General features: G+C 56.7%; 18 protein-coding genes. 11 read left to right on the forward strand and 7 right to left on the reverse strand.

Going from position 1 to position 25761, the window contains the following annotated elements; all coding sequences use genetic code 11:
• Positions 1–649 precede the first annotated feature (649 nt).
• Positions 650–9799: a pertactin-like passenger domain-containing protein gene (locus CKA38_RS04575; RefSeq protein ID WP_152032673.1), complete on the forward strand. Its 9150-nt coding sequence runs from the start codon at positions 650–652 to the stop codon at positions 9797–9799.
• A 68-nt stretch (positions 9800–9867) separates the two neighbouring features.
• Here the strand turns inward: CKA38_RS04575 and CKA38_RS04580 are convergent, their stop codons facing one another.
• From CKA38_RS04580 to CKA38_RS04590, 3 genes are all read right to left on the reverse strand, one after another.
• The gene (locus tag CKA38_RS04580; RefSeq protein ID WP_108824438.1) at positions 9868–10938 is read right to left on the reverse strand and encodes a uroporphyrinogen decarboxylase family protein; all 1071 of its coding nucleotides are present in this window, start codon (positions 10936–10938) and stop codon (positions 9868–9870) included.
• Between the two features lie 91 nt (positions 10939–11029).
• The gene (locus tag CKA38_RS04585; RefSeq protein WP_108824439.1) at positions 11030–11674 is read right to left on the reverse strand and encodes a cobalamin B12-binding domain-containing protein; all 645 of its coding nucleotides are present in this window, start codon (positions 11672–11674) and stop codon (positions 11030–11032) included.
• A gap of 297 nt (positions 11675–11971) precedes the next feature.
• The gene (locus CKA38_RS04590; protein ID WP_108824440.1) at positions 11972–12364 is read right to left on the reverse strand and encodes a hypothetical protein; all 393 of its coding nucleotides are present in this window, start codon (positions 12362–12364) and stop codon (positions 11972–11974) included.
• A 457-nt stretch (positions 12365–12821) separates the two neighbouring features.
• Here CKA38_RS04590 and CKA38_RS15285 point away from each other — a divergent pair, with 457 nt between their 5' ends.
• Entirely contained in the window at positions 12822–13595 is a 774-nt protein-coding gene (locus CKA38_RS15285) for a hypothetical protein (RefSeq protein WP_152032674.1), read from the forward strand.
• Positions 13596–13639: 44 nt separating this feature from the next.
• Here the strand turns inward: CKA38_RS15285 and CKA38_RS15290 are convergent, their stop codons facing one another.
• Positions 13640–13840 carry a hypothetical protein gene (locus CKA38_RS15290; RefSeq protein WP_152032675.1) on the reverse strand — a complete coding sequence of 67 codons (201 nt, stop codon included), beginning with the start codon at positions 13838–13840 and terminating at the stop codon, positions 13640–13642.
• Positions 13841–13957: 117 nt separating this feature from the next.
• On the opposite strand from CKA38_RS15290, the gene CKA38_RS15660 reads away from it, so the two are divergent.
• Positions 13958–14113, forward strand: coding sequence for an IS110 family transposase (locus CKA38_RS15660; RefSeq protein WP_161554726.1), 156 nt, complete (start codon positions 13958–13960; stop codon positions 14111–14113).
• Positions 14113–14565, forward strand: coding sequence for an IS110 family transposase (locus CKA38_RS04595; protein ID WP_108824441.1), 453 nt, complete (start codon positions 14113–14115; stop codon positions 14563–14565). Before CKA38_RS15660 ends, CKA38_RS04595 begins: the two co-directional genes overlap by 1 nt.
• Here CKA38_RS04595 and CKA38_RS15295 read toward each other — a convergent pair.
• Both CKA38_RS15295 and CKA38_RS15300 read right to left on the reverse strand, forming a co-directional pair.
• On the reverse strand, positions 14562–14990 hold the full coding sequence (locus tag CKA38_RS15295; protein WP_152032676.1) for a hypothetical protein: 429 nt from the start codon (positions 14988–14990) through the stop codon (positions 14562–14564). The two genes, CKA38_RS04595 and CKA38_RS15295, sit on opposite strands and share 4 nt — an antisense overlap.
• Before the next feature lie 215 nt (positions 14991–15205).
• Positions 15206–15544 carry a hypothetical protein gene (locus CKA38_RS15300; protein WP_236919154.1) on the reverse strand — a complete coding sequence of 113 codons (339 nt, stop codon included), beginning with the start codon at positions 15542–15544 and terminating at the stop codon, positions 15206–15208.
• A gap of 597 nt (positions 15545–16141) precedes the next feature.
• Between CKA38_RS15300 and sugE the strand changes: the two genes are divergently transcribed.
• Positions 16142–16468 carry a quaternary ammonium compound efflux SMR transporter SugE gene (gene sugE, locus CKA38_RS04600; protein WP_108824442.1) on the forward strand — a complete coding sequence of 109 codons (327 nt, stop codon included), beginning with the start codon at positions 16142–16144 and terminating at the stop codon, positions 16466–16468.
• Between the two features lie 29 nt (positions 16469–16497).
• On the opposite strand, the gene CKA38_RS04605 is transcribed toward sugE, so the two are convergent.
• A complete protein-coding gene (locus CKA38_RS04605; RefSeq protein WP_108824443.1) occupies positions 16498–17085 on the reverse strand; it encodes a flavoprotein in 588 nt (195 codons plus the stop codon).
• A gap of 225 nt (positions 17086–17310) precedes the next feature.
• Here CKA38_RS04605 and CKA38_RS04610 point away from each other — a divergent pair, with 225 nt between their 5' ends.
• The 6 genes from CKA38_RS04610 to CKA38_RS04635 all read left to right on the forward strand — a co-directional run bounded on the left by CKA38_RS04610 (position 17311) and on the right by CKA38_RS04635 (position 25609).
• Positions 17311–18036: a hypothetical protein gene (locus CKA38_RS04610; RefSeq protein WP_108824444.1), complete on the forward strand. Its 726-nt coding sequence runs from the start codon at positions 17311–17313 to the stop codon at positions 18034–18036.
• A 371-nt stretch (positions 18037–18407) separates the two neighbouring features.
• Positions 18408–19313, forward strand: coding sequence for an SDR family NAD(P)-dependent oxidoreductase (locus CKA38_RS04615; RefSeq protein WP_108824445.1), 906 nt, complete (start codon positions 18408–18410; stop codon positions 19311–19313).
• A 146-nt stretch (positions 19314–19459) separates the two neighbouring features.
• Positions 19460–21178, forward strand: coding sequence for an exosortase/archaeosortase family protein (locus CKA38_RS04620; protein WP_108824446.1), 1719 nt, complete (start codon positions 19460–19462; stop codon positions 21176–21178).
• 32 nt (positions 21179–21210) lie between these two features.
• The gene (gene rny / locus CKA38_RS04625) at positions 21211–22803 is read left to right on the forward strand and encodes a ribonuclease Y (protein ID WP_236919155.1); all 1593 of its coding nucleotides are present in this window, start codon (positions 21211–21213) and stop codon (positions 22801–22803) included.
• A gap of 251 nt (positions 22804–23054) precedes the next feature.
• Positions 23055–23429: a hypothetical protein gene (locus tag CKA38_RS16290; RefSeq protein WP_236919156.1), complete on the forward strand. Its 375-nt coding sequence runs from the start codon at positions 23055–23057 to the stop codon at positions 23427–23429.
• Between the two features lie 197 nt (positions 23430–23626).
• On the forward strand, positions 23627–25609 hold the full coding sequence (locus CKA38_RS04635) for an OPT family oligopeptide transporter (protein WP_108824448.1): 1983 nt from the start codon (positions 23627–23629) through the stop codon (positions 25607–25609).
• The last annotated feature ends 152 nt before the right edge of the window (positions 25610–25761 follow it).

The following is a 25761-nucleotide window of genomic DNA, read 5'->3' on the forward strand; positions in this document are numbered from 1 at the left end:
GGGGGGCATTTCGCTATGCTATTGCATTAACAATCAAGCATTAGGCATATATTTGAAACATTTGGTCAGCCCACGTGGAGCGCTATTATGTGTCGGTTTTTTGTTTTATTTCATCCTATTTTTTCAACAAAACAGTAGTCGTTGTTCCTGAAATTGATACGATTTGTTCCAAAATTTTTAATAACATAACTATATTAACGGCAATATATTACATACCCTGCTGTTTATTGATCGATGGTTGATGGAAAATTATTTTTACTGCGATATTTGTGCTTAAATTGATGAAATTTTAAGTTGAAATAGATTTACAGTTTTGTCGTAGTTTTTACTCAAAATTATAAAAGCATGATGATTTCTTGTAAGGGAGGGTTTTCTTGGAAGATTGGGCAAATTGCCAAATCTGTCCGCAATAAGGACGATTTGTCTCGTTTGGTTTGTTTGCCCGCATGCGAAAAATAAGCATTTTTTTGTGATTAACTAATTCTAGTGACGCTATTTGTCACATTTAGATCGTAAAAATACGGTCATTTTCAACCGCAGTCAAAACCTGGCCGTAAACTGAAACAGGCCATCAATTTATATTATGATACACATAAGTCCATTGCGCAGGATCCTCGATAAATCGTCCATTCTGACCAAACATCGCCGCATGCTGATACTGGTGGCGGCGTTTGGCTGTGCTTCCGTCAATGCGCAGCCCAGCAGCTACGATGTCGACAACTCCACGATTCCAATCACGGGCAATGTCACCGGGGATCTTACCCAAAAGGATGCGGTAAAAGTCACGGGAAGTGGCAACACCATCAATGTTGGCTCGGTGAATCTAACCGGAAAGGGCCACCAAAATTGGAGTGAGAACCTATATGAGGGCGGCAATGGCCTTGCGATCAAGGGCGATGGCAATAACCTGACCAACAACGGCTCGATTGGGGGTGGCAGTGTGGTGCAAAGCAATCCCGGTAATTATGGCGGGCATGGCGTCCTTGTTGAAGGTGACGGCGCAACCATAACCAACGAGACCTCCTCGATCATCATAGGCGGCACGGCCCAGTGGGCGCAAAACACGCCCGGCTCCACGGGCGGTGATGCCATCAAGATACAGGGGAGCGCAGGCAACGGCAGCGTTGTCATCTCCAACGGAACCAATGCCCTGGTCCAGGGCGGCAAGGCGTTTGATTCCGCTGCGGATGGGCGTGGCGGAGCCGGCATTAATATTTATCAGGCAGACGCCGTTACCATTGACAATGAAATGGGTGGCGTAATCGCGGGCGGCGAGACGCACGGAATCGGCAGAGGAAGCGCGTTTGGCGGAGCCGGCGTTCATATTGATCAGGGAGGCGTCGTAACCATTAACAATAAAACAGGTGCCGTAATCCGGGGCGGAGCCGCTCACAATAACTCAGCCGCCCATACTTCCACTTCCGGGGATGGCATGCACATCGTGGCGAACAGGGTCACGATAACCAACGAGGCGGGCGCTCTTGTTCAGGGCGGCACCACGCAACATTCCGGATCCTTCGGATATGGCGGGCGCGGCATGCACATAGAAAGCAATGACACAACCGTGTCCAATTCGGGCACCATTGCCGGCGGACTTGCCGGCAACACCAAAAATGCCGCGGGAGGGGATGCCCTGTATATATTGGGAAATGATGCGATTCTGGATAATTCCGGAGTGATCATGGGCGGGGGCGCGACATTCCCACTAGTCGGCACCTCCGAGACAGGCGCCGGCGGGAGTGCGGTCATCATTGAGGGAGATTCATTCAAGAGCATATCCAATACGGGGACCATTGCCGGAGGAAACGGCATTATCTCAAATGCGCGATATTCCAACACGGGCGGACATGGTTTGATGATAACGGCAACCGCGCAAGCGGCCAACCCGGGAAGCATAACGAACTCCGGGCTCATAGCCGGGGGAACTTCCCAAAACGGGACTTATGGCAGCGGCGGTCACGGCGTTTACATGAATGGGAGCATCACCAATTTCGAAAATAGCGACACCGGCCGCATCACCGCGGGCTCGGCCAGCGCGACGGGCACCAGCATGGGTGGAAGCGGCGTGATTATTAATGGCGCGTCGTATGGGAAAATAATAAACGACGGTATAATTACCGGTGGCGCGGCGAACAACGGAACGAACAGGCAGGCAGGGCATGGTCTCTCGATCACGGCAACGAACCAGGCGATCGGTGTTGGCGTTATAAAAAACTCGGGCACGATCACAGCCGGGAGCAGCGCAAGCGGCGTCATCGGCACTGGCGGACATGGTGTTCATCTGGACGGAAATCTCGCGAGCTTCGAAAACGAACTCGGTGGCCGCATCACCGCGGGTTCGGCCAGCGCATCGGGCACGAGCACCGCCGGAAGCGGTGTGACGATCACCACGGATTCCTTCGATGCGATCACCAACGCCGGATACATCTCGGGCGGAAATGCCTACAGCAGCGGCTCGGGAACCGCGCAGGCAGGCCATGGCATTGCCGTGACGGCAACCAGTCAGCTAACAGCTTCCGGAAGCGTGAAGAACTCGGGCACGATCATTGCGGGAAATAATTCCGGTGGGGCGTTTGGCGCCGGCGGCCATGGTGTCTCGATTGAAGGAAACCTTGAATATTTTGAAAACACGGCGGGCGCGCAAATCACCGCGGGCTCGGCCAGCGCGACGGGCACCAGCATGGGTGGAAGCGGCGTGATTATTAATGGCGCGTCGTATGGGAAAATAATAAACGACGGTATAATTACCGGTGGCGCGGCGAACAACGGAACGAACAGGCAGGCAGGGCATGGTCTCTCGATCACGGCAACGAACCAGGCGATCGGTGTTGGCGTTATAAAAAACTCGGGCACGATCACAGCCGGGAGCAGCGCAAGCGGCGTCATCGGCACTGGCGGACATGGTGTTCATCTGGACGGAAATCTCGCGAGCTTCGAAAACGAACTCGGTGGCCGCATCACCGCGGGTTCGGCCAGCGCATCGGGCACGAGCACCGCCGGAAGCGGTGTGACGATCACCACGGATTCCTTCGATGCGATCACCAACGCCGGATACATCTCGGGCGGAAATGCCTACAGCAGCGGCTCGGGAACCGCGCAGGCAGGCCATGGCATTGCCGTGACGGCAACCAGTCAGCTAACGGCTTCCGGAAGCGTGAAGAACTCGGGCACGATCATTGCGGGAAATAATTCCGGCGGGGCGTTTGGCGCCGGCGGCCACGGTGTCTCGATTGAAGGAAACCTTGAATATTTTGAAAACACGGCGGGCGCGCAAATCACCGCTGGAGCGGCCAGCGCGTCAGGCACGAGCACCGGCGGCAGCGGCGTGACGATCACCACGGACTCCTTCGATGCAATCACCAACGCCGGATACATCTCGGGCGGAAATGCCAACAGCAGCGGCTCGGGAACCGCGCAGGCAGGCCACGGCATTGCCGTGACCGCGACCAGTCAACTAACGACTTCCGGAAGCGTGAAGAACTCGGGCACGATCATTGCGGGAAATAATTCCGGCGGGGCGTTTGGCGCCGGCGGCCATGGTGTCTCGATTGAAGGAAGCCTTGAATATTTTGAAAACACGACGGGCGCGCAAATCACCGCTGGCGCGGCCAGCGCATCAGGCACCAGCATGGGCGGAAGCGGCGTGATCATTGATGGCGCATCGTATCGCGAAATAATAAATGCCGGCATGATTACCGGTGGCGCGGCGAACAACGGAACGAACAGGCAGGCAGGGCATGGTCTCTCGATCACGGCGACGAATCAGGCGGCCGGTGTTGGCGTTATAAAAAATTCAGGCACGATCACAGCCGGGAGCAGCGCAGGCGGCGTCATCGGCACTGGCGGACATGGTGTTTATCTGGACGGGAATTTCGCGAGCTTCGAAAATGAACTCGGCGGGCGCATCACCGCGGGTTCGTCCAGCGCATCGGGCACGAGCACCGCCGGAAGCGGCTTATACATCGATGCCGATTCATACGGCGCAATAATAAATGCCGGAATAATAAGCGGCGGAGTCGCGACCAACGGCACTCTCAGGCAGGGAGGCCACGGAGTCACGATGACCGGGGCCGGCATGGCTGTTGCTACGGGAACCGTGAAAAATTCCGGGGCGATTTCCGGAGGTTCCATCTCGGGTGGCATGGAAAATATCGGCGGCGACGGGATCAATGTGACAGGAAACCTCGCCCGTTTTGATAACGAAAGCGGTGCCCGGATTGTCGGAGGCTCAGTCGGCGGTTCGGGGACAAGCACCGCCGGAAGCGGCGTGTCCATTGCCGGGAACATTTTCGGCGAGGTGCTCAACGCCGGCCTCATTGCCGGTGGCACTATAAACGGCGGCAATAATTCCATCGTGCTCAGACAGAGCGGAAACGGGCTGTCGCTGATCGCGACCGATCGGTCTGTCATTTCCGGCACCGTAAAGAACAGCGGCACAATTGCCGCGGGTAATATTTTTGGAGACCCATGGAACACGCGGTTCGGAATCGGAGGCCATGGTGTTTATGTGGACGGAAATCTTGCGCGTTTTGAAAATGACAGCACCGGATTGATCACAGGCGGCTCGTCCGCGACAACGACGGCGGGCAGTGGCGTGCTGATCGTCAGCAGCTCTTTTGGTGAAATGCTCAATAAAGGCGATATCATCGGCGGCAATATTGCAAACGGCGGACAGGCCGGCCACGGTGTTCATATTCAGGGGGATGACGCAACCGTGACAAACATGACTGATGCAAACATATCCGGCGGCGACGCGATGTGGGTTAGCAGCACGGGCGGCCATGGTATTTTTATAGAGGGAAACAATGTCACGGTTTCCAATACTGGAGGTCGCATCGCCGGCGGCGCGGCGCACGACGCCGATCCCATTGCCCGCGGAGGGCATGGCCTGAGCATTGCCGGGGCCGACGCGACGGTGAATAATACGGGGGATATCACGGGCGGCGCCGCGTATAGCGCCCCGGAATCCGCGGCCGGGCATGGATTGCATATTTCGGGCACTGGAGCCATCGTGAATAACAAGGGAAATATCACAGGAGGCATCGCCCGCGGAACGGCTGACGCCGAGGCGGGACACGGTCTGGCTATTGAAGGCGCGCTGACATCGCTGAACAACACGGGCCTCATTATTGGAGGAACCACGATGGATGCCGATAATGGAACAAGCGGCCACGGCCTGCACCTGGAAGCCTCGGCCCCGGATACCACTGAAAAAATAATAACCAACACAGGCACGATTACAGGCGGCCATGCGTTGAGGCTCACATCCGCATTCAGCGGCCACGGCATATACTTGGGCGGCGATTATTATTCGATTATTAACAAGGATGGCGGCCTGATTGAGGGCGGCACGGCAATCGAAGCCCGGACAACCGAAAGCGGCCACGGCATCCATGTTTTAAACAATAATATAGTTATTACAAACACCGGCAATGCCCGCGTCATCGGCGGCGAGGCAGGCTGTTCGGGCGGCGGTTTTGCCAGCACGGCGGGCCATGCCATTAATATAATCGGCGATGCCGTCGCGGTCAAAAATTCGGCGGGAGCCTCGATCTCCGGCGGATTCGCCGGAGGGGGTGAGGATCATGCCGAAAATAACGCGGGAGCCGGCATTCAAGTGCTCGGTGACAACGCCAATATAATAAATGAGCACGGAGCCGTAATAATGGGCGGCAACGCGGATTCCTACATAAAGAATGTCTTCACAAATGAATGGTATGTCACGACAAACAACGCCGGCGCGGGTATTCATATTGGCAAGGACAGCGCCGTCATCGAAAACAAGGAAAGCGCCCTTATTTCCGGCGGAACCGCAACAGGACTGTATAAAAGCGGCACGGCCATCGCACTTGCCATAAACCAAGGCGGACACGGGGTTGATATTGATTTCCAAGCTTCCGGCACGGTTGACGCGGGAATGTTTGTCAATGGCGGCACCGTAAAAGGCGGCGACTCCCTGTGGGCGGCGCAAGGCATCGCGGGCAGCGGCATTAATATAAACGGATACGTAAAGGTTTTCGATACCGGTTCGGGTGCGGTGCATGGCGGCAATGCCGTCGGTGTCATCAATGATTTGGGCGCAAGCGCGTCCGCCATCGGCGGCCACGCATTATATATAAACGACGCCTCAACCTCGGCCTCCGAGGTGAAAAGCACGCATCTGCTCGCCGGCGGCGACGCGACGGGAGCGCAAACAAACGAAGGCGGCGACGGCGTGCGGATCGACGGCGCAAACTACAATATAACAAACTCCGGCACGATCCTCGGCGGCGCGGCCACGGGAGGCACTGCGCACACCGACGGCTACGGCATCAATATTAACGCCGCCACCGACTCCGCCCAAATCACAAACACCGGCGAAGTCTCCGGCGAATCGGGCATCCGCATAACAAACGCCACAAGCGGCACAATATACAACACCGGCACGATCACGGCGACCGGCACGGCCAACCGCGCGATCGAACTGGCCTCCGCAAACATCATCTCGAAGTTCGACACCGGCAGCGTGCTCAACGGCGACGTCCACAGCAGCGGCACCGGCAACAAACTCGTCTTCCAAGGCACCGTGACCGAGGACAGCTACTTCCGCTCCGATGCGACCGCGAACAACTTCGCGCAGCTCACCGTGCAAACCGACGGCACCAGCAACACGCACTGGACGCTGACCGGCAGCACCACGCAACTCGACGGGGTGAACGCCATCGCGATCAACGACGGCGCGAACAACACGACCGCCACGCTGACGATCACGCCCGCCGATGACGCCGATTACAACTTCGCGCACGCCCTGAGCGGCGACGGCACCCTGGAAATCGCCCTCAAGCAAAGCGCCAACATCATCAGCTTCGGCACCGTCACCGGCAACGCCTTCACCGGCACGGTCGCGCTCGGCACCGGCCGGTTTGTCCTCGGCGGCACCGCCAACTCGCAAGGCGCGACCAACCTCGCCACACTCGAAAACGCCACGCTGCGCATCGACGCGGACAACCGCACCGAAGTCGAGGGCACCGGCGCCATCGCCGGCCTCTCATTCAACAGCGGCACGCTCGCCGTGCGCACCTCCAACACCACCGGCGTCAACCACGTCGAGGATCTGCTCACCGTGTCCGGCACGCTCGACACCACGGGCGGCGGCACCGTTGAAGTCGCCCTCTCCGGCACCGCCTTCGGTCCCATCCCCGCCACGCCCCCGAGCGCGCCCGCACTCCTCGACCAGGACGACTACGTCGACAGCGGCACGGCGGGCATGGTGCAAGGCCCGCTCGTTGCCGTGGACGTTGACAACGGCGGCACGGTCACCGGCATCGGCACGCAACTCACCATCGACTTCATTCCGTCCTCGAGCAGCACCGGCACCATCCCCGGCTCGGTCAGCTCGACCAGCGCCTACGTGCAATCCGGCACGCACGTCGCCAACCTCGTCTACGACTACTACGGCGCGGTCACTGGCAGCGGCATCTACCTCAACTACGGCCTCGCGGAAATCGACGCGCTCGACGGTCAAACCGTGGTCGTCTCCAACGACGGCGCGGCCAACGACACCCTCGGCGCGATCCTCTCCGGCGACGGCGGCTACACCTTCACCGCCACCGGCAACAGCAGCATCCGCGTCGGCAACGTGAACAGCAACTACACCGGCACGACCACGATCACCTCCGGCACCGTCATCACGATCACCAACGGAGCCTTCGGCAACACCGACTACCTCGTCATCAACAACGCCGGCGCGCTCGACCTCAACGGCCGCACGCAAACCATCGCCAACGGCGGCCAAATCGACGGCATCCTCCACGGCAGCGGCAGCCTCGGCTTCGGCGGCCTTGTCACAATCACGAGCACCAACACCACCTTCACAGCCGACGTCGGCGTCACCGGCACGGCGGTGCTTCACAACACCAGCGCCCTCGGCGATTCCGGCACCCTCTTCAACGACGGCCTCGCGCAGTTCACCGCCGCCACCGGCACCTTCTCCAAAACGCTCGCCGGCGCCGGAAACACCGAACTCGCCAACAGCAGCACCGTGTCCGTCTCGGGCTCAAACACCGCCTACAGCGGCACCTTCATCATCAACACCGGCAACCGCCTGGTCGCCGAAACCGACGCAAACCTCGGCGCGGCGAACATCACCGGCTCCGGTGTCTTCGAAAAACAAAACGCCGCCACCACGATCACGATCGGCCACGCCAACAACGGCTTCACCGGCACCGCCGCGGTTACCGCCGGCCGCCTCGCAGCCACCACAATCGACGCCCTCGGCACCGCCGAAATCGCCGTCGAAGCCGGCGCGATATTTGAGCACCTCAATGTCACCGGCACGCTGCAAAACAAACTCACCGGCGCGGGCACGCACCACGTGACCAACAGCACCCTCACGATCGACGACGCCGCGAAATACAAAATCACGAACACAACCCTCAACCAACCCTCCACGTTGTGGCTCGCCACCAACGGCGTCACCATCGGCACGCTGAACGCAAACAGCGGCACGCTCGCCTTCGCAAACCCCGTTGACACGGCCACGATCGGAGCACTCGGCAGCGGCACCGCGAACATCGTCATGAACGCCTACCTCGCCCAGGCGACCATTGGCGTCAACCCCGCCGGCACCGTGGCCAACCACCTGACAATCGACGATGCCGGCAACGCGACCCACTCCGTTTACATCAACGCCCTGAGCGAGCCGCCCCTCGCGCTCAACATGGCCATCGAACTGATCACCACCGGCACGGGCGCCGCCACCTTCCTCTTGGCAAACGAAGGCGGCAAACTCGAATACGACCTCACCACCATCGAACTGGTCAAGGGCGACGGCTCGCGCTACACGCCCGACACAAACATCTGGTATCTCTCCGATCGCAACCTCAGCCACGCCGCCGACGCGATCATCAACACCGCCTCGACCCTCTCGCTCGACTGGGCCTCCGCCATGGACTCCCTCCACCTGCGCCTCGGCGACATCCGCGCCGAGTGGCGCGAGCAACCGGCCCGTGACTCCGGCAACATCTGGGTGCGTTCCCGCGGCTACCGCATCAACGCCGCGAACGAACTCTCCGGCATGTCCTTCCGCCAATACGGCTGGGGCGTGACCGGCGGCGCGGACAAATCCTTCGCCGCCGAAAACGGCGTGAACCTCCTCGGCGGCTTCATCGACATGGGCGGAGTTGACCGCAAGTTCGACAACGACGGCACCGGCCGCACCCGCAGCGTGGGAGTCGGCGCCTACATTACCCTGCTCAGGCAAAACGGCTGGTTCCTCGACGGCATCGCCCGCTTCGACCGTTACGACAATGATTTTGACGCGAAAGCGGCGAACGGCCGCGTGACCCGCGGCGAATACACGGCCAAGGGCCAAAGCCTCTCGCTCGAAGCCGGCCGCCGCCTGCAACGCACCGACGGCTGGTGGCTGGAGCCCGGCGTGCAAATGGCGGTCCTCTGGCTCAACGGCGCGAGCTACTCGACGCAAGCCACGTCCGAGCAGCGCGCGCTCAAGGTGAAAGTCGGCGATTCCGACACCTGGCAATACCGCGCGCTCATGCGCTTCGGAAAACAAATCCCCAACAGCCGCTGGACGCCCTACGGCAAACTCGCCGCCGTCGCGGTGGATTCCAACGGCGGCAGGATCAAAGTGCACGGCAAGACCTTTAGCGCCGATTACGACGGCCGCCGGATTGAGTTCGGCCTTGGCACGAGCTACCGCCTCGACGACCTGAGCCAGCTCTACATCGACTACGAATACGCCAAGGCCGCCGCCTACGACCGCCCCTGGTCCCTAAACCTCGGCTACCGCCGCCTCTGGTAAGCAGTCCCTTCCTGCAATCACTCATCCTCCAAAGGCCGTCCCGTTCTGAGACGGCCTTTTTTGTGCCATCACGCCTTCATGAAGGCGGCCACCTTGCTCATGATTTCGGCCTCGCTACCGGGGACGCTGAGGACCTCGCACTCGGTGCCGAGGATGAAGGGGTGCCCCGTGGCGCGCATTTTCTCCAAGAGTTCGCGCGCCATCGCGGCGACGGTTTCGGCGGTGAGTTGCGGCGCGTAGAAATTTTTGCTGGGCAGGTTGCCGTAGATGACGGTGGTTTTCGGAATCAGCGCGGCGTCCTCCCAGAGTTTGCGCGAGCCGCCAAGGCTGATAATCGCCGGGTTGAGCGCGCTGAGGCGGCGCACCATTTCGTCCGTGAGTTCGCCGCAGTCGTGGAAGATCAGGTCGACGTTGTGCTCCGCAAGCAGCGCGGCGAAACGACGCATGGGTTCCATCACGTATTTTTCAAAAACGGCGTAGTTGGTTTCCTCCTGCTGCTTCGGGGAAAAATAAACCAAGTTTGCCGCGGGTTCGCAGACGAAGATCGCCTTGGCGCCGGCGGCGATTTGCGCGCGCAGATATTCATGGATGACGTGCTCGCCGAGCGCGAGAAGACGCTCAACCATGGCGATGTCGGGTTCGTCCCCGGCGGTGATTCCAGTGCCGGCAAGAAATACGGGCATGATCGGGTCGGTGACGAGCTTGGTCATCAGCGAAAAAGGGCCGATGCACATGCCGATGGGGAGGAGGTCCGTGTGCGTTTGCGCGATATGCGTGATCGCGTCACACGTGGCGCGCATGCGCGGGACGAGTGGGATGCCGGGGAGCTCCGTTGCGAGCGGGGGAAGCTTGGGCGGGTTTTCCATCGAGGTCGACGGCGGCTCAAAATGATAACTTTCGATTTCGTCCTCGGGAACATCGCAAGCGCGCAACAGCGCGTCTTTTTCGAGCGTGAGGTCCATGAGCGGAATCGCGAGCGGGCAGTTGAAACGGCGCGCGGTTTCGGCAATCACGTCGCCAAGACGTTTTCCGTCGAGGAGAATGGCGTCATGGTCGATGTGCGCGTGGAGAATGAGGTGCGCGCCGACGGGTGCGCGAAGTCCCCTGGCGGCGAGGTCGGTGTAAAAGGTGCGGTTCATGTGTGTGTTGAAAAATTAGGGCACGCAGTGGCGATAGGCGCGGACAGGAATGTCCGCGCAACATGTCAGAATGGGACACGCGGTTTGGGCGTCAGGCGGTGGCGCCTATGAGCTCGCAGGCTTTGTCAACGGCGGAGCCGGCGTCGGAACTGTAACCGTCCGCGCCGATTTCGTCGGCGAATTGCTGCGTGATCGGCGCGCCGCCGATCATGACCTTGGTCTTCGGGAGATTGGCCTCCTTGATGAGGGCGACGGTCGATTTCATCGCGGGCATCGTGGTGGTGAGAAGCGCGGAAAGCCCGACGAGGTCGGCGTTGTGCTCCTTGGCGGCGGCGAGGAATTTTTCAGGCGTCACATTCACGCCGAGATCGACGACGCGGAAGTTCGCGCCCTTCCACATCATGGCGACGAGATTTTTGCCGATGTCGTGAAGGTCGCCCTGCACGGTCCCGATGACGGCGGTGTATTTCGGAACGATGCCGGCCTTGGCGAGAAGCGGCTCGAGCATGCCCATCGACTCCTTCATGGCGCGAGCGGCAATGAGCATCTCGGGGACGAAGATTTCGTTGCGCTTGAATTTTTCGCCAACGATGCCCATCGCGCTGACGAGGGCGTTGTCCACGATTTCCTGGAGGGGAATGTTTGCGTCCAGCGCCTGCTGCGTGGCGGTCTTTGCGTCTTTGCTTTTGCCGCCAATGACCGCGGCGGAAAGTTGTTCGAGGATTGGGTTGCTCATAATATCAGGGTTTTATTTGCGGTTGAGGGCGCAAACAATACCAGAACCGCCTCCGGTTTGCTTGCACTTAAGTGCGCAAACTTTGGATTTTCGTGCGAAGAGACACGCAAACACACGCCGTCAAGAACGCCAGCAGACGCGAAACTTGCGGGAACACCGCTTGCCGACGAGAGGGCCCTTTAGTTCGCCTGGCGGCGACCAAAAGGGCAAGATCAACAAACATCAACCAGCCCTCTTCGGATGTTCACAATGTCGGATCTTGCGGTGGCAACCCTACATTGTTTGCGGCAGAACAGTTCATTTCTTGGCTTTCTCCCAGCAATAAAACGACCAAACCGTCACGATTAATATAGATATAATAACTGTGATTATTACAGCCAATGCAGTCACCCTCCGTTTCTTATTCCATGTCTCAAATTCGCATGCATATGTTTCGATATTTTTTTTATTAAATATAAAAATCAAATTAATTAATGTTACAATTATGCATACCGGAACCCCGTCCAGCCAAAATTTTGAGCCAAAGATGTTAATTCCGGCATGCATCTCCAGATTTACAAAAATATCAAAAACCAAAAATAATAATATTCCAGTGACTATTATACAAGCCTTAACATCGGCCAGCGAAGGGAGATATTGAGTTTTGTAATATTTTAATAATCGATAGTATAAATATATATATAACTTCATGATAAACTCAATCGTATTGAGACCTTGCACGCCATAGCGCCCCTATAATTGAGCCGATTTATTCGACTGTTTCAAGACGATTAGCTTGATGCGCATAACCGAAAGGGTCAGGACGTTGCTTGGTGATTTTCATAGTCGTTAATTTGATTTCTACTCATGCTACCTGTCCTCCTTTGCTGTCCTGCCAGAACCTTGTAGCAAGGTATGCGAGGCTTACGCATTAAAAAAATAACTCAATAGAATTACAAAACATATTAAGATGAATATTAATTTCACATATCGAAATAGTTTTTTCAACCTTGGAAGCATTCGATGGTATTCGCCGTCTCGCTTACGGTAGGCAATATATGTAAGGATACACCCGGAAACACCTATGGGAAAAGCAACGGAGGAACCCATCAAAAATGAAATTAAATAATAATAATCTACACTCCCTGTGATTTTTCGGGGCGGGAAAATGCACAAGTATAAAATTAACAAAACAGAAGCTGTTAACATGAATATGAAAAAAGACATATATATGATATATCTCTTCCTATCATATTTATCTTCGGGTTCGAATTTCATTTATTATTCAATATTTAAAAATTGTTATCATTATGCCATGAACGATGCTGAAATTGTTTATCACAAGAAACACTGTGTGACGTGTGTGCTGGATGCGCAAGGCCGCAAACCTTTGTGCGGCGCGGCTCGAGGGCCAACTCGCCCGGAGCCGTTGCGCGTTAATTCAGGACGCCTGCCGGCCTTTGCGTCTTTGTTTTTGCCGCCAATGACCGCGGCGGAAAGCTGTTCGAGAATTGGGTTGCTCATAATATCAGGGTTTTATTTGCGGCTGAGGGCGCAAACTTTGGATTTTCGCGCGAAGAGACACGCAAACGCACGCCGTGCCAAACGACAGGCAGCGCGATGCCTGCGGGAACACCGCATGTCGACGAGAGGGTCCTTTTGTTCGCCTAGCGGCGATCAAAAGGGCAAGATCAACAAACATCAATCCACCCCCTTCGGATGTTCCTCTTTATTAGGCGTTTTGACCACTTTGTCTATTGGCCAATTTGTCAACACTTCATGCCCTTTTATTGATGCATTCTTAATAGTTTCTCGGATGGATTCGAAGCTTTTGGCATCCAAGTATTTCATTTCAGATTTTCTATTTTTGTATAATAATTCTAAAACGTATCCAGTTTCGCTTTTCTTGGCACTGCTTAACAATGATTGTAGCTTATTATAGGCGTTAGCATCTATAGAAAATTTAGGGGCAGCGTCATAGCGTGCCTACCAAAAGGCATCATGCTCTTCTTCGACGGCAACCACAGGCAATATTTCACCTTCAAACCATACAATTGTCGGTATATGTGCACGCGGCACGCCTTCATAACTTAACATTATCATGTCAGGTGTTTTTTTATCTGACGTTTGGGCAACGCATCCAGCGGTTATCAGAAATAAACTTATAAAAATGAAAAAAGTTCTCATGGAGGGATAACAGAAGGGGTTAGGTAATATTTTTATAAGTCATTCGGAAGGAAGGGGACAGGTAGCATGAGAAACAGAGTCGAGAACCGAGGGTAATCGGGGTAGACTCTGGCTGTCATGAACTATACCGGGATTGATTATCACAAGCGATACAGTGTGGCGTGCACGCTTGACGCGCAAGGCCGCAAGTTGAGCGAGGCGCGGATCGAGGCCAACTCGCCCGAAGCCTTTGAGCGTTATTTCAAGAACCTTGGCGGGAAAACACGGTGGTGATGGAGGCGTGCTGGAACTGGGCGGTGCTCTACGAGATGCTTGAGGAGATCGAACATGTCGGGCAAGTCGTGCTCTCGCACCCGGCGAAGAACCGCATCATCGCCGAGTCGATGCACAAGAACGACCGCTTCGACGCGCACGCCCTGGCGACACTCTTGCGCGGCGACTTCATCAGCCGCGTGCATGTGCCCGCCAGGGACGTGCGCGAGAAAAAGAACAACATGAGGCAATGCCTGTGGCTGGTTCGCATGCGCACGATGGTGCGCAACCGCATCCACAGCCTCATCGACCGGCATCCGCGGCTGGAGCGGCCCGCCTTCAAGGACGTGTTTTGCAACCAAGGCATTCACTGGATGCGCACCGTCGCGCTACCCGGCAACGAGCGGGCGATGCTCGACGCGGAGCTGCCCCGTTTTCGCCTCCACCGTTTTCGCCTCCCCAAAAGCTTTTAAGGATAATCTTCAAAGAAAAGAACTTCTATGATGCCTGTAGGGAGTGAAGAAATCCTGTATGGCAAATGTTGCCTAAACCTTCCGGTAAAAGTTACATATTTTGCATGAACATCTGTTAAAGGTTTTTTGCCGATTTTATCTTTATATTGCTCGGGAATTTGAAAATTTTTCGGAATGGGGTGAACCCCTATGCTATTTTTTAACAATCCTCCTTTATGATCCTCGATATTATTATATAAAAAATTATAGGATGACGAACTGTGAAAAGAATATCCACGAACTCTTATAAGTTTGTTTTCATAACGCTCGGGGTTAGAGATAAGCGAGATTATTGACACATATTCGGGACGCGCATCTTGGGAGAGGGATATGCTCGCAGATGAGACACTTATAGTAATAAGGAAAAATTTGAATAAAGTTTTCATTGGTCTATTTATAGAAGGGGCGAAAGGGGACGGACCTCAATTCGACACGAAACTTATTTTCAATATGTTTTCCTATTGTTTTTGATATAAAACAATACCAATAAAAATAGTATTTCATGATACTCATAAAATGAAGCGTTTGGTCTCGATCGCCATTCATTGCATATCAAAATATTCCTTAATACTTGATATCGTTAGATTTAGTCTTTCAAATTTTATATTTCTTTCTCCATACAAAGAAATTCAATAACGCCTGTAGGCATTGAACTGGTTTTATATATAATTTCCCTTTTGAACCTCCCAACAATCGTCACGTAACTTCCAGTTGTTCTTGATAATGACGGCCCTTTGCCTACCTTCTCCACATATTTCTTAGGAATTTGCACATCGTCAGGAAGTCCATAAATCCACACACTATTTTTCATTACTCCTCCCTTGTGATCTTCTATGCTATTGTATAAAAATTGTTGAGATGGAGAAAACATAAAATAATATCCGCGAACTTTTATGAATTTCCCATCATAGCGCTCAGGAGATGAAATAAGGGAAAACATGGATACGTATTCGAGCCGTTCCTCTTGGGAGGATGCTGCGCATAAAGGCCCAATGCTAATCAGGAGAATTCTCAATAGAGTTTTCATCATTTTGTAATAATTTTGAAGAAACCAGATCGATGCTTGTTGATTTTCATTAGCAGAGAAAGGGGCCAAGTAGCATGAGAATCAGAGCCGAGTAGCGCGGGTAAGCACAGCGGCGCCTGGTTGCCATGAACGATGCCGGAATTGATTGTCACAAGCGACATTGTGTGACGTGCGCGCTGGATGCGCAAGGCCGCAAACCTTTGTGCGGCGCGGTTTGAGGGCCAACCCGCCCGGAGCCGTTGCGCGTTACTTCAAGACGCGTGGCGGGGAAACTACCGTTGTGATGGAGGCGTGATGAAACTGGGCGGACGCACCTCATCCAATGGCAGCATCCCTTCCTGCCGGTTTTACCCCAGACGCCGGTCTTCCATTTGCTTGCCAAGGGATGTTTGTTTTGCATGTGTTCCCCACAGCCATGCGAGATGCCGATGGCGGGTTTTTGAGCGCAAATCGCGCCCGGCCCGTAGGTGTCATAACTCATCAGTTGAAATTGTTTGGAAAGGAAAAGTTATGGCTTGGGTTTATCTGGTTATCGCGGGGGTTTTTGAAGTTGTCTGGGCGATTGGCATGAAGCAGTCGGACGGGTTTTCTCGGTTTTGGCCGAGTGTCGTCACAATTGTGTTCATGCTCGCCAGTTTCGCCCTGCTCGCGATGGCAATGAAGCAGCTGCCGGTTGGAACGGCTTACGCGATCTGGACCGGCATCGGCGCGGCAGGCGCGGCGATTGTCGGGATGATGTTTCTCGGAGAATCGCGCGACGTGCTGCGCATCCTCTGCGTGTGCCTGATCGTCGGCGGAGTGGTCGGCCTGAAACTGCTGGCAAAACCCGCGGCCTAAAAAACCCGGGCTCGCCCGGGCGCCCTCCCCTATTCCGGTTTGCCACCCGACGCGCCAAGCATCGATTCGACCCGCCCGACGATGTCCTCGACCGGCCAGAGGCGGCCGATGCCTTCGTAGCCGCAGGCGAGCACGCCCTCCTCGGGGCCGATAAATTCGACGCCGCGCGTCTTGAGCGTGGCGACATTGGCGGCGGTCGCCGGGTGCGTCCACATTTTGCAGTTCATGGCGGGCGCGATCAGCACCGGCGCGCGACAAACCAGATACATTGAACTCAAATAATCAGGCGCGAGTCCGTGGGCAAATTGCGCGATCACGTCGGCGGTGGCGGGCGCGACAAGCATGAGGTCGGCCTTGTCGGCGAGCTCGATGTGGCCAGGCTGCCAGCCGTTGCCCTCGTCCCAAAGATCGGCGGCGACGGGTTTGCGCGCGAGCGTTTGCAATGTCAGCGGAGTGATGAACTTTTGCGCGGCGGCGGTCATGACGGGAAAAATCTCCGCGCCGCGCTTGCGCAACTGGCTGGTGATCTCGGCCGCCTTGTAAGCGGCGATCGAGCCTGTGACTCCGAGAATGATTTTTTTGCCTTCGAGCGAGGGAATGGGCGCGGATGTCGTCATGCGGCGTAATCAAACAATGAAAACATGTCTCTGCAAGTGTTGTTGCAAAGGGCGGTTGGAATTCTACAAGGCATACCCCTGCTATACAATAACGTGGCATCCGGATCAGGATCAAAAATAAGAGTTGTCGGGGGTTTTATTTATCTTCACATGTGCCATCTGGCGTTTTTGTATTGCAGTGACACGTTGCTTTTCCCTCACGGTATCGTTAACACAAAAATCACAATGAAAAAAGCCGCCATATTATTACTTGCCAGCTTGTTATCAATCACCGGCTGTCAAGCGCCCAAGAGCGACACCTCCCAGGCCGGCCAACGCGTTCCCAGTAGCATGGGCGTTGTTTCAATACTGGACGATATCACTGTGAAAACCACTGGAGTGAACGCTGTTTGGGGAACCCCGACAGGAATGACGTTTCCCGAGTTTGGTAACAGAGTAAACGCCGAGATCGGCCAATGTCTTGAACTGAAGGGGTATTCAACAACCCTTGTAACATTACCGGAAGATCAGCTTAAACGCATGCACGATGACACCGATCCCGTTGATGTGTTTTTAAAAATGCTCAAAGAGGGCATTGTAAATACGGAAGGCGTGGATGCAATTATACTGATTAGTCCCGCCCGCTCGGTCGATGTTGTTGTTCGCGAAAAATATAGAAATCCCATTGGCGCTTGGGCGACATTTTACAAGGTGAAATCAAATCCAAATAGAATTAATGTTGAGTTATGTCTCAGGGCTTGTGCCATCGATGCGAAAACTCATAAAATATTATCGCATAATATATCATATGGACCGTCTTCCATTATGCTACCCAAAATACAATTATCCACTCCTATGAATGCCGCGCAACCAACCGATGCGCAAAAGACTGAAATGCTTGAACAATTGGAGGGGCTCATAATCAAAACGGTTCCGATTTTATTGAAAAAAGTGCCATCGGTGGCAAAATAAATAACAGTGTTAATTATCAAACAATCTTGCAGTAATCCGAAAGAATCATGCCACTAAAAACAGCAAAAAACGCCTATTAAACGTTACGCAAGCTTGGCAAATAGGGAATCAAGCGGCGTAACCAAACAGCGCGAGCCCGCACCCGTAAGTTTTGAAGGGACGGCGTGGTCGGGGGGGGGGGGGGGGGGGGGGGGGGCAATTCAAGGTGATGTCACGAATTTATGCATGCGGCCGGAGTGGCGGCTTTCCTGCCGCCGAACGCGACGAAGTCGCGCCGGTTTGAAAAACAGAAGCAGGATGGGCGAGACACCTTGCACAAGGTGCCGCAATGAGTTCTGGAACTTTGCGCCGCGAAATGTATCCTTTGCATCATGCCAAAAAACAAAACTGTCATCGTCACGGGCGCGTCTTCGGGAATCGTCACGGGCGCGTCTTCGGGAATCGGCGGGGCCGTGGCACGGCGGATGGCGCAGGCGGGCGCGAACGTCGTCGTGTTTGCGAGGCGCGCGGAACGACTTGAGGCGCTTTGCGCGGAGATTGATCCGGCGGGGACGCGCACGCTCGCCGTCGCGGGCGATGTGAATGTGGCAATAGATCGCGAGCGGTTGGTGCGCGTGGCGGTGGAGCGATTCGGACGCATCGACGCGCTTGTGAACAACGCCGGCTACGGGCAGCGCGGCCCGATCGAGCGAATTCCACTTGAGGCGTTGCGCGCGAATTTCGAGACCAATGTGTTTTCGCTCGTCGCGCTCACGCAACTCGTCGCGCCGGTCATGCGCACGCAGGCACGACTCGGCAAGGACGGCACGGGGAAAGACGGCGGGCGCATCATCAACATCGGCTCGGTGGCGGGACGCATCACGCGCCCGATGTCGGCGGCGTATGATTCGACGAAGTTTGCGCTCGAGGGAATAACCGACGGACTGCGCGGCGAACTAAAGCCGTTTGGAATCGGCGTGGTGCTGGTGCGTCCGGGCTTCATCCGCACGGAGTTCGGGCAAGTCGCGGATGCGGTGTCGAATCGCGTGCTTTCCGGTGACGGCGCGGGACCGTATGCGCCCTATGTGGGGGATTTTCAAACAAAGCGCGTGAAGCTGCGGCGCATGGCGGGCGTGCCGGACGACATCGCGCGACTCGTGGAAAAGGCGCTCACGGCACGAAGACCGCGCGCGCATTACAACGGACCGGCTCACGCAAAATTGTTTTTATTTTTGAAATGGCTGCTGCCCGTGCGCGCAATGGACTGGGCGTTGCGAATGAAACGTCATGTGAAATAAATCCGTGAACCGGCGGCGCACGCCCGCTCAGTGCGGGCGAGTAAAACGATGCCGCAATGCCGTTTTGCCCCGCCGCAATAACAATGGTTTGAAAAACATCCGGCTGTTGCAAAGCGCGGCGGCCTTTGCGAGAATGGGCGGCGTCAATGAAACAATCGTTGCGCATCAATTGCGTTCCGCCGTGGCTGCCCGTGCTTGTTTGCGCGCTGGCGGGCGCGGTTGTGTTTCAGTTTTTCGGCAATGCGACGCGCGGCTACATCCACACACAATCGCTCTTCTGGTGGTGGGGCTGGCAATGGTTTGATCCGGCCTCGGAAACACAGCACGGCCCGCTCGTCGTCGTCGTGGCCGCGTGGCTGTTCCGGCGAAACACGCGAAATGCGGAAAGCGCGCAAATTGACGGCGCAAGGCGCGCCCCCGTGATCGCCATGCTTGGCGCGCTCGCGCTGCACGTCGCCGGTTACGCAATGCAGCAGACGCGCGTGTCGATTGTTGCGTTCCTGGTGTTCACGTGGGGAGTGCTCGCGCTTGCCGATTGTTGCAAAAAACAAGACGGGCGCGGCGCGGTTTTGTCGTGGTCGCGCGCGGCGGTTTTTCCGCTCGGGTTTCTGATGCTTGCGATTCCGTTTGGATTTCTCGACACGCTTGGTTTTTACCTGCGGCTCGGCGTGGTGGGCACGGTCAGCGCGCTTGCGCACGGCGCCGGCATCGACGTGGTGCGCAATGGCACGCAGCTGTTTTCTCCGGATGGAAATTTTCAATATGATGTCGCCGCGGCGTGCTCCGGAGTGCGGTCGTTTGTGGCGCTGCTCGCGATGGCGTTGCTCGTCGGGTATCTCGGATTTCGCTCGTGGTGGCAGCGCGCGGCGCTGGCGGTGTTGTGCGTGCCGTTTGTGTTTGTCGGCAACGTGGCGCGCATCGGCGTGATCGTGCTGGCCGGCGAATGGTTCGGACACGCGGCGGGCGGGCGCGTGCACGACTGGTCGGGCTGGGTGGTGTTTTTGATTGTGCTCGCGCTGCTGCTCGGCGCGGCGCGGTTGATGCGCGAATCTAAAAAACGCGATTTTGATAAATCATATCATAATGATAATGAACAAGAAAAAGGACGGTGTAACCCAATGGATCGCACCGCATTAAAAGCGGCGGGCTCGCGCGGGATGTCTGTTGCGGCGGTCTGGGTGGTGGCGGTGTGTGTGTGTGTGGCGGCGGCGGGCGCGGCGTTTGCGACGGCGCGACTGGACACGGTCGCGGTGCGCGGGACGGCCGGCGTGCGGCTTGCGTCCGACGGGGTGAACCCGGCGCCGTTGCCGGTGTTTTTGGGAACCAAGTGGGGCGGACGCGATGTCGAGGTCAGCGCGGTCGAGCGCGAATTGCTCCCGCCGGACACGGGTTTTGCGCGCAAAAATTACGCGCGTCTTTCCAATCCGCAACGCGAGCAGGTTTTTTTCTCGATTGTTCTCAGCGAACGCGACCGCACGTCGATTCACCGTCCCGAGGTCTGCCTTGTCGGCCAGGGATGGCGAATCAAGGGGCGCGGCAGGGAGCGATTCGCGCTACCCGATGGCGGAACGCTCGACGCCACGCTGCTGCGCATCGAGCGCGAGGTGGTTTTGGCGGATTCAAAAACCACCGCGACCATACCGGCCGTGTTTGCCTATTGGTTTGCCGGAAGCGACGGCACGGAGGCGTCTCACGCCGGAATGCTTTTGCGCGGCGCGACCGACCGGTTGCTGCATTTGCGCGCGGATCGCTGGGCGTATGTGGTCGCGCAATCGCTCGCCTTGGACGGCGAGGAGGCGGCGCGCGCGCGCATTGCCGAAGTGATCGCGCTGAGCTGGCCCGAAACCCGCGCAAGAAATGATTGAACTTTCCCGCCGCCGTTTTACCTTCCGCCACCTTGAAACTACAAAGCGCGATATTTGCCGACGTCGCAACAGCCACGACATTCTGGGACGAATACGGCCCCGTTTGGGTATTTGTCGTGGCTGGCGTCGCGGGCATTTTACTCGGGCTGGTGGGGTCCTGGATGGTCACGCGCTACTCGCGCCGCATGGCCGCGCACCAGGCAAACCAGCTTGTCGAGGTGGCGCGCCGCGAGGCGGCGGTCGAGGCCCATGAACTGCGGCAAAAAGTCGAGGAGGAGATGCAGGAAAAACGCTCCGAAATGACGCGCGAGTTTGACCGGCGCGAAATCGAGGCCGATCTCAAATTGCGCGAAATCCGCGCGCACGAGGAATCACTCGCGTTGCTCGACCATCAACTGGAGCAAAAACAGGAGCGCCTTTCGCGCGAAAACGCCGCCGCCAAGCAGGCGCGCGACGTGCTTCGGGAAACGTCGAAAAACCTGCGCAAGCGCCTCGAGGGCATGTCGCAAATGGACGCCGAGGAGATAAAGAAAATTTTGCGCGAGGAGGTCGAAATGGAATGCCAGGACGAGTTGCGCCTTCTCCGCCGCGAAACACTCGACCGCTCCGAGCACGACCTCGAAATGCAGGCGCGCCGCATTCTCATCGCCACGATGCAGCGCATGGCGTCAAAACCCAACGCCGACATCACCGCGACGATTGTCCAGCTGCCCAACGACGAAATGAAAGGCCGCATCATCGGCCGCGAAGGGCGCAACATCAAGGCCTTCGAGGCCGTCACGGGCGTCACACTGCTCATCGATGAAACGCCGCAGATGGTGCTCATCTCGTCGTTCGATCCCGTGCGCCGCGAAATCGCGCGCATTGCGCTCGACAGCCTCGTGAAGGACGGACGCATCCATCCGGCAAGCATTGAGGAAAGCGTCAACCGCGCCGCCGAGGAGGTGAACATCAACGTGCAGCAAGCCGGTGAATCCGCAGTCGAATATCTCGGCGTGACGGGACTGCATCCCGAGATCATAAAACTGCTCGGCAAACTGAAATACCGTTTTTCCTACACGCAAAACGTGCTCGACCACTCGATCGAAGTGGGCTTCCTCGCCTCAATGATCGCCAGCGAAGTCGGCCTCGACCCGAACATCGCAAAACGCGCCGGCCTGCTTCACGACATCGGCAAGGCGGTTGATGGCGAATACGAGGGCAGCCACGCGACAATCGGCGCCGAGTTTGTGAAGCGCCACGACGAGACACCCATCGTGGTCAACGCCATCGCCGCGCACCACGAGGAGGTGAAACCCGAGACCGTTTATGCGGGCCTGGTGATTCTGGCCGACACGATCTCCGCGATCCGCCCGGGCGCGCGCGCCGAGGCGATGACCAATTACATCCAGCGCCTTGGCCGTCTCGAAAAACTCGCGCTCAGCATCGACGGCGTGCAGCAGGCCTACGCGATCCAGGCGGGCCGCGAAATCCGCGTGCTCGTCTCGCCGCAACACGTCTCGGACGACCAAGCCCGCGAACTCGCCCGCGAACTCCGCCGCAAAATCGAAAGCGAGCTCCAATACCCGAGCACAATCAAGGTGACCGTAATCCGCGAATCGCGGTTCACCGAAACGGCGACATGAGGTTGCGCGCGCAAGCCGCCCAAACTTCATGAACAAAAGATAATTCCATGAGGCATGCGCTGGCAGTTTTGGTGTTATTCATTGGAATACTCCTTGTTTGCGCCGGTTGCAGAAAGAACCCCTACGATCAAAAAATCTCGGCGGCGAACCAGGAGGAGTTGAACCGCTGGCTTTCGTTCAACACACACCGCCTCAGTGTCCGGGAAATTGAGGAGATAAACAACAGCATGAGGGAGATAAGAATCTCATTCATGCTGCAGGATGCCAAAAAATCGAAAAGCAACGAAACCCTGAACCGGCTGCTTTGCGAAAAAATCAACGGCCTGCCCCTGAAAGAAATGGTGGTGATGGGCTACGAATTGCAAATCGGGCGTTATGAAGTCGAGCGATTGCGGCTGGTGGGGGACCTCCATCATAAAAACAAATTGAAAACACGCCCCGGCGACCTGGACTCGGAACGCTTTTTGCGGGAGCAAAAGGAAATGGTGAGCGAGCAAATAGGAACATTCGACTCGCGCATTGAACGGTGCAAAACGCGAATCAAAGAACTTTGCGAAAAATTCGCCATGCCCGATCCGGCAACCGACTACACCCCGCCGGAACGAATCAGCACCGGGGAATCTTGATTTTTTGGGGCAGGGATTGCCGCGTCGCGAGGGGTGCGAGCCCTGTGTATGCGGTTCCATCCGCCAATCAAACCCGTCTTCCCGGTGCCTACGGGAAAACGAATTTGAAAAGTGTGCTCGCCCTCGGGCGGCAATTCCGGCAAACGCAAACCTTTTCACATTCAGACCAAACGCACTCCACTATCCCTCACCAAGCCATGGCAATCCATCAACTAAACGAAGAACAAATCCGCACCTGGACTCGCGAGCAAAAGGACCATTGGTGGTTCACAAACATCTTTCGCGGCAACATGCCGCAGCTCACGCTTCGCTCCGGCATCACGGGTTTTGTTCTCGGCGGCATCCTCGCCTCGACCAACCTCTACGTCGGCGCCAAGACCGGCTCGACGCTCGGCGTGGGGCTCACGTCGGTGATTTTGGCGTTTGCGCTGTTCCGCGTCATGTCGCGCATGGGGCTGGCAAAGGATTTCACGATTCTGGAAAACAACGCCATGCAGTCCATCGCCACGGCGGCGGGTTACATGACCTCGCCGTTCATCTCGTCGCTCGCGGCCTACATGCTCGTCACGGGAAACATCGTTCCCTGGTGGCAAATGCTGTTGTGGAACGTGGTTATTTCGATCACCGGCGTGCTGGTGGCATTTCCGATGAAGCGGCGCTTTATCAACGAGGACCAGCTTCCGTTTCCCGAGGGGCGCGCGTGCGGTGTCGTGCTCGACACACTTTACACGGGCGAGGGCGCGAGCGGCTTGTTCAAGGCGAAGGTGCTAGCGATCGCAGCGGTGCTGGCGGCGGGCATGCAAATGGTCATGGGCGAGGGCTGGATGAAGTTGATCCAGTTCAAGTTGCTCCGCCTTTCCGGCGATCCAAAGGAAGGGCCGCTCTGGCACTTCAACGAAATGGTCGACCAGTATTATTACAACATCGCCACCTGGGTCCCGAAAATCATGGGAACCGACATCCGCGAGCTCGGCCTGCGCGTGAGTTTCGACTTGAGCATGATCGGCGTCGGCGGGCTCATGGGCATCCGCATCGCGACAAGCATGCTGATCGGCATGATAATCAATTATGTGTGGCTCGCGCCGTGGATGATCCAGCTCGGCGACATCACGCGCAAGGTCGGCCCCGACGGCACGCTGCTTCCGCTCAATCGCGGCGAAATCGTGAACCAATGGTCGCTCTGGTGGGCGATCGCAATGATGGTGGTCGGCTCGATGGTGGGCCTGTTTGGCAAACCGAAGATGATCATCAACGCGTTCACCAACCTGTTTAAAAAGAAGGAAAAGACGAAAAAGGGTCACGACGTGCTCAAGCACATCGAGGTGCCGTTGTGGATATCATTCGTCGGCGTGCCGTTGTTCGCGCTGCTCGGCGCGAGCATGGCGCATTGGTTTTTCGGCGCGAGCTGGGTGCTGTCGCTCGTGGCGGTGCCGCTCATCTGCGTGCTCTCGATCATCGCGACCAACTCGATGGCGCTCACCTCGTGGACGCCCGTCGGCGCGCTTTCCAAGATCACGCAATTCACCATGGGCGCGCTCCAGCCGCACAACGCGGCGACAAACCTTACAACCGCCGGCATGACCGCCGAGGTCGCGGGCAACGCGGCCAACCTGCTCTCCGACATCAAACCCGGCTACATGCTCGGCGCAAAACCGCGCCAGCAGGCGATCGGCCACGTGATCGGCATCACCGCCGGCGCGCTCGCCTCGACGCCGCTGTTCTTCGCGCTTTTCCTGCCAAAAAATTCAGAGGGCGTGCGCAGCATCTCAACGCTGGTGTCGGACACCTTCGGAATGCCCGCCGCGCTTCAATGGAAAGGCGTGGCCGACCTGATTGCGAAGGGGCTTTCCAGCCTGCCGGCGACGGCGGTCATGGCGATGGTGATCGCCGCGGTGGCGGCGCTGCTCTTCGAGGTTATCCGCATAGTGACCAAAAACAAATTCCCCCTCTCGGCCGTTTCGATCGGCCTCGGCGTGGTGCTGCCGCCAAACGCGACCATTTGCATGTGGTGCGGCGCGCTGTTTTTCGAGATCATGCGCCGCAAATACAAAACGCCAAACACCAAGGGAAACACGATCTGGGTCGAGTGCCTGGAGCCGATTTGCGCGGGCCTGATCACTGGCGCGGCACTAATCGGCATCGGCGACGCGCTGATACAAAACGTGCTTCCGATTTGGTGAAGACCAGCGCGGTGCTGATTTATTAGAAACCGCCGCGCCTGCCCCTTGCATTCCCGGCGCGCCCTTTGGGCGCGCTCCTGCCTGCAAATAGCATCCCGTTTATATTATATAAAGTGATGCACCGGCATTGTGCCGCCTGTTTACATTCAATT

It is taken from the genome of Ereboglobus luteus (assembly GCF_003096195.1).
Lineage (GTDB): Bacteria > Verrucomicrobiota > Verrucomicrobiia > Opitutales > Opitutaceae > Ereboglobus > Ereboglobus luteus.

What these genes read in the sequence shown, in the direction of transcription:
- CKA38_RS04575 (WP_152032673.1), top strand. Translation starts at nt 650, where the DNA reads ATGCTGATACTGGTGGCGGCGTTTGGCTGTGCTTCCGTCAATGCGCAG.
- CKA38_RS04580 (WP_108824438.1), bottom strand. Translation starts at nt 10,938, where the DNA reads ATGAACCGCACCTTTTACACCGACCTCGCCGCCAGGGGACTTCGCGCA.
- CKA38_RS04585 (WP_108824439.1), bottom strand. Translation starts at nt 11,674, where the DNA reads ATGAGCAACCCAATCCTCGAACAACTTTCCGCCGCGGTCATTGGCGGC.
- CKA38_RS04590 (WP_108824440.1), bottom strand. Translation starts at nt 12,364, where the DNA reads ATGAAGTTATATATATATTTATACTATCGATTATTAAAATATTACAAA.
- CKA38_RS15285 (WP_152032674.1), top strand. Translation starts at nt 12,822, where the DNA reads ATGCACAAGTATAAAATTAACAAAACAGAAGCTGTTAACATGAATATG.
- CKA38_RS15290 (WP_152032675.1), bottom strand. Translation starts at nt 13,840, where the DNA reads ATGAGAACTTTTTTCATTTTTATAAGTTTATTTCTGATAACCGCTGGA.
- CKA38_RS15660 (WP_161554726.1), top strand. Translation starts at nt 13,958, where the DNA reads ATGAACTATACCGGGATTGATTATCACAAGCGATACAGTGTGGCGTGC.
- CKA38_RS04595 (WP_108824441.1), top strand. Translation starts at nt 14,113, where the DNA reads ATGGAGGCGTGCTGGAACTGGGCGGTGCTCTACGAGATGCTTGAGGAG.
- CKA38_RS15295 (WP_152032676.1), bottom strand. Translation starts at nt 14,990, where the DNA reads ATGAAAACTTTATTCAAATTTTTCCTTATTACTATAAGTGTCTCATCT.
- CKA38_RS15300 (WP_236919154.1), bottom strand. Translation starts at nt 15,544, where the DNA reads ATGTTTTCCCTTATTTCATCTCCTGAGCGCTATGATGGGAAATTCATA.
- sugE (WP_108824442.1), top strand. Translation starts at nt 16,142, where the DNA reads ATGGCTTGGGTTTATCTGGTTATCGCGGGGGTTTTTGAAGTTGTCTGG.
- CKA38_RS04605 (WP_108824443.1), bottom strand. Translation starts at nt 17,085, where the DNA reads ATGACGACATCCGCGCCCATTCCCTCGCTCGAAGGCAAAAAAATCATT.
- CKA38_RS04610 (WP_108824444.1), top strand. Translation starts at nt 17,311, where the DNA reads ATGAAAAAAGCCGCCATATTATTACTTGCCAGCTTGTTATCAATCACC.
- CKA38_RS04615 (WP_108824445.1), top strand. Translation starts at nt 18,408, where the DNA reads ATGCCAAAAAACAAAACTGTCATCGTCACGGGCGCGTCTTCGGGAATC.
- CKA38_RS04620 (WP_108824446.1), top strand. Translation starts at nt 19,460, where the DNA reads ATGAAACAATCGTTGCGCATCAATTGCGTTCCGCCGTGGCTGCCCGTG.
- CKA38_RS16290 (WP_236919156.1), top strand. Translation starts at nt 23,055, where the DNA reads ATGCTGCAGGATGCCAAAAAATCGAAAAGCAACGAAACCCTGAACCGG.
- CKA38_RS04635 (WP_108824448.1), top strand. Translation starts at nt 23,627, where the DNA reads ATGGCAATCCATCAACTAAACGAAGAACAAATCCGCACCTGGACTCGC.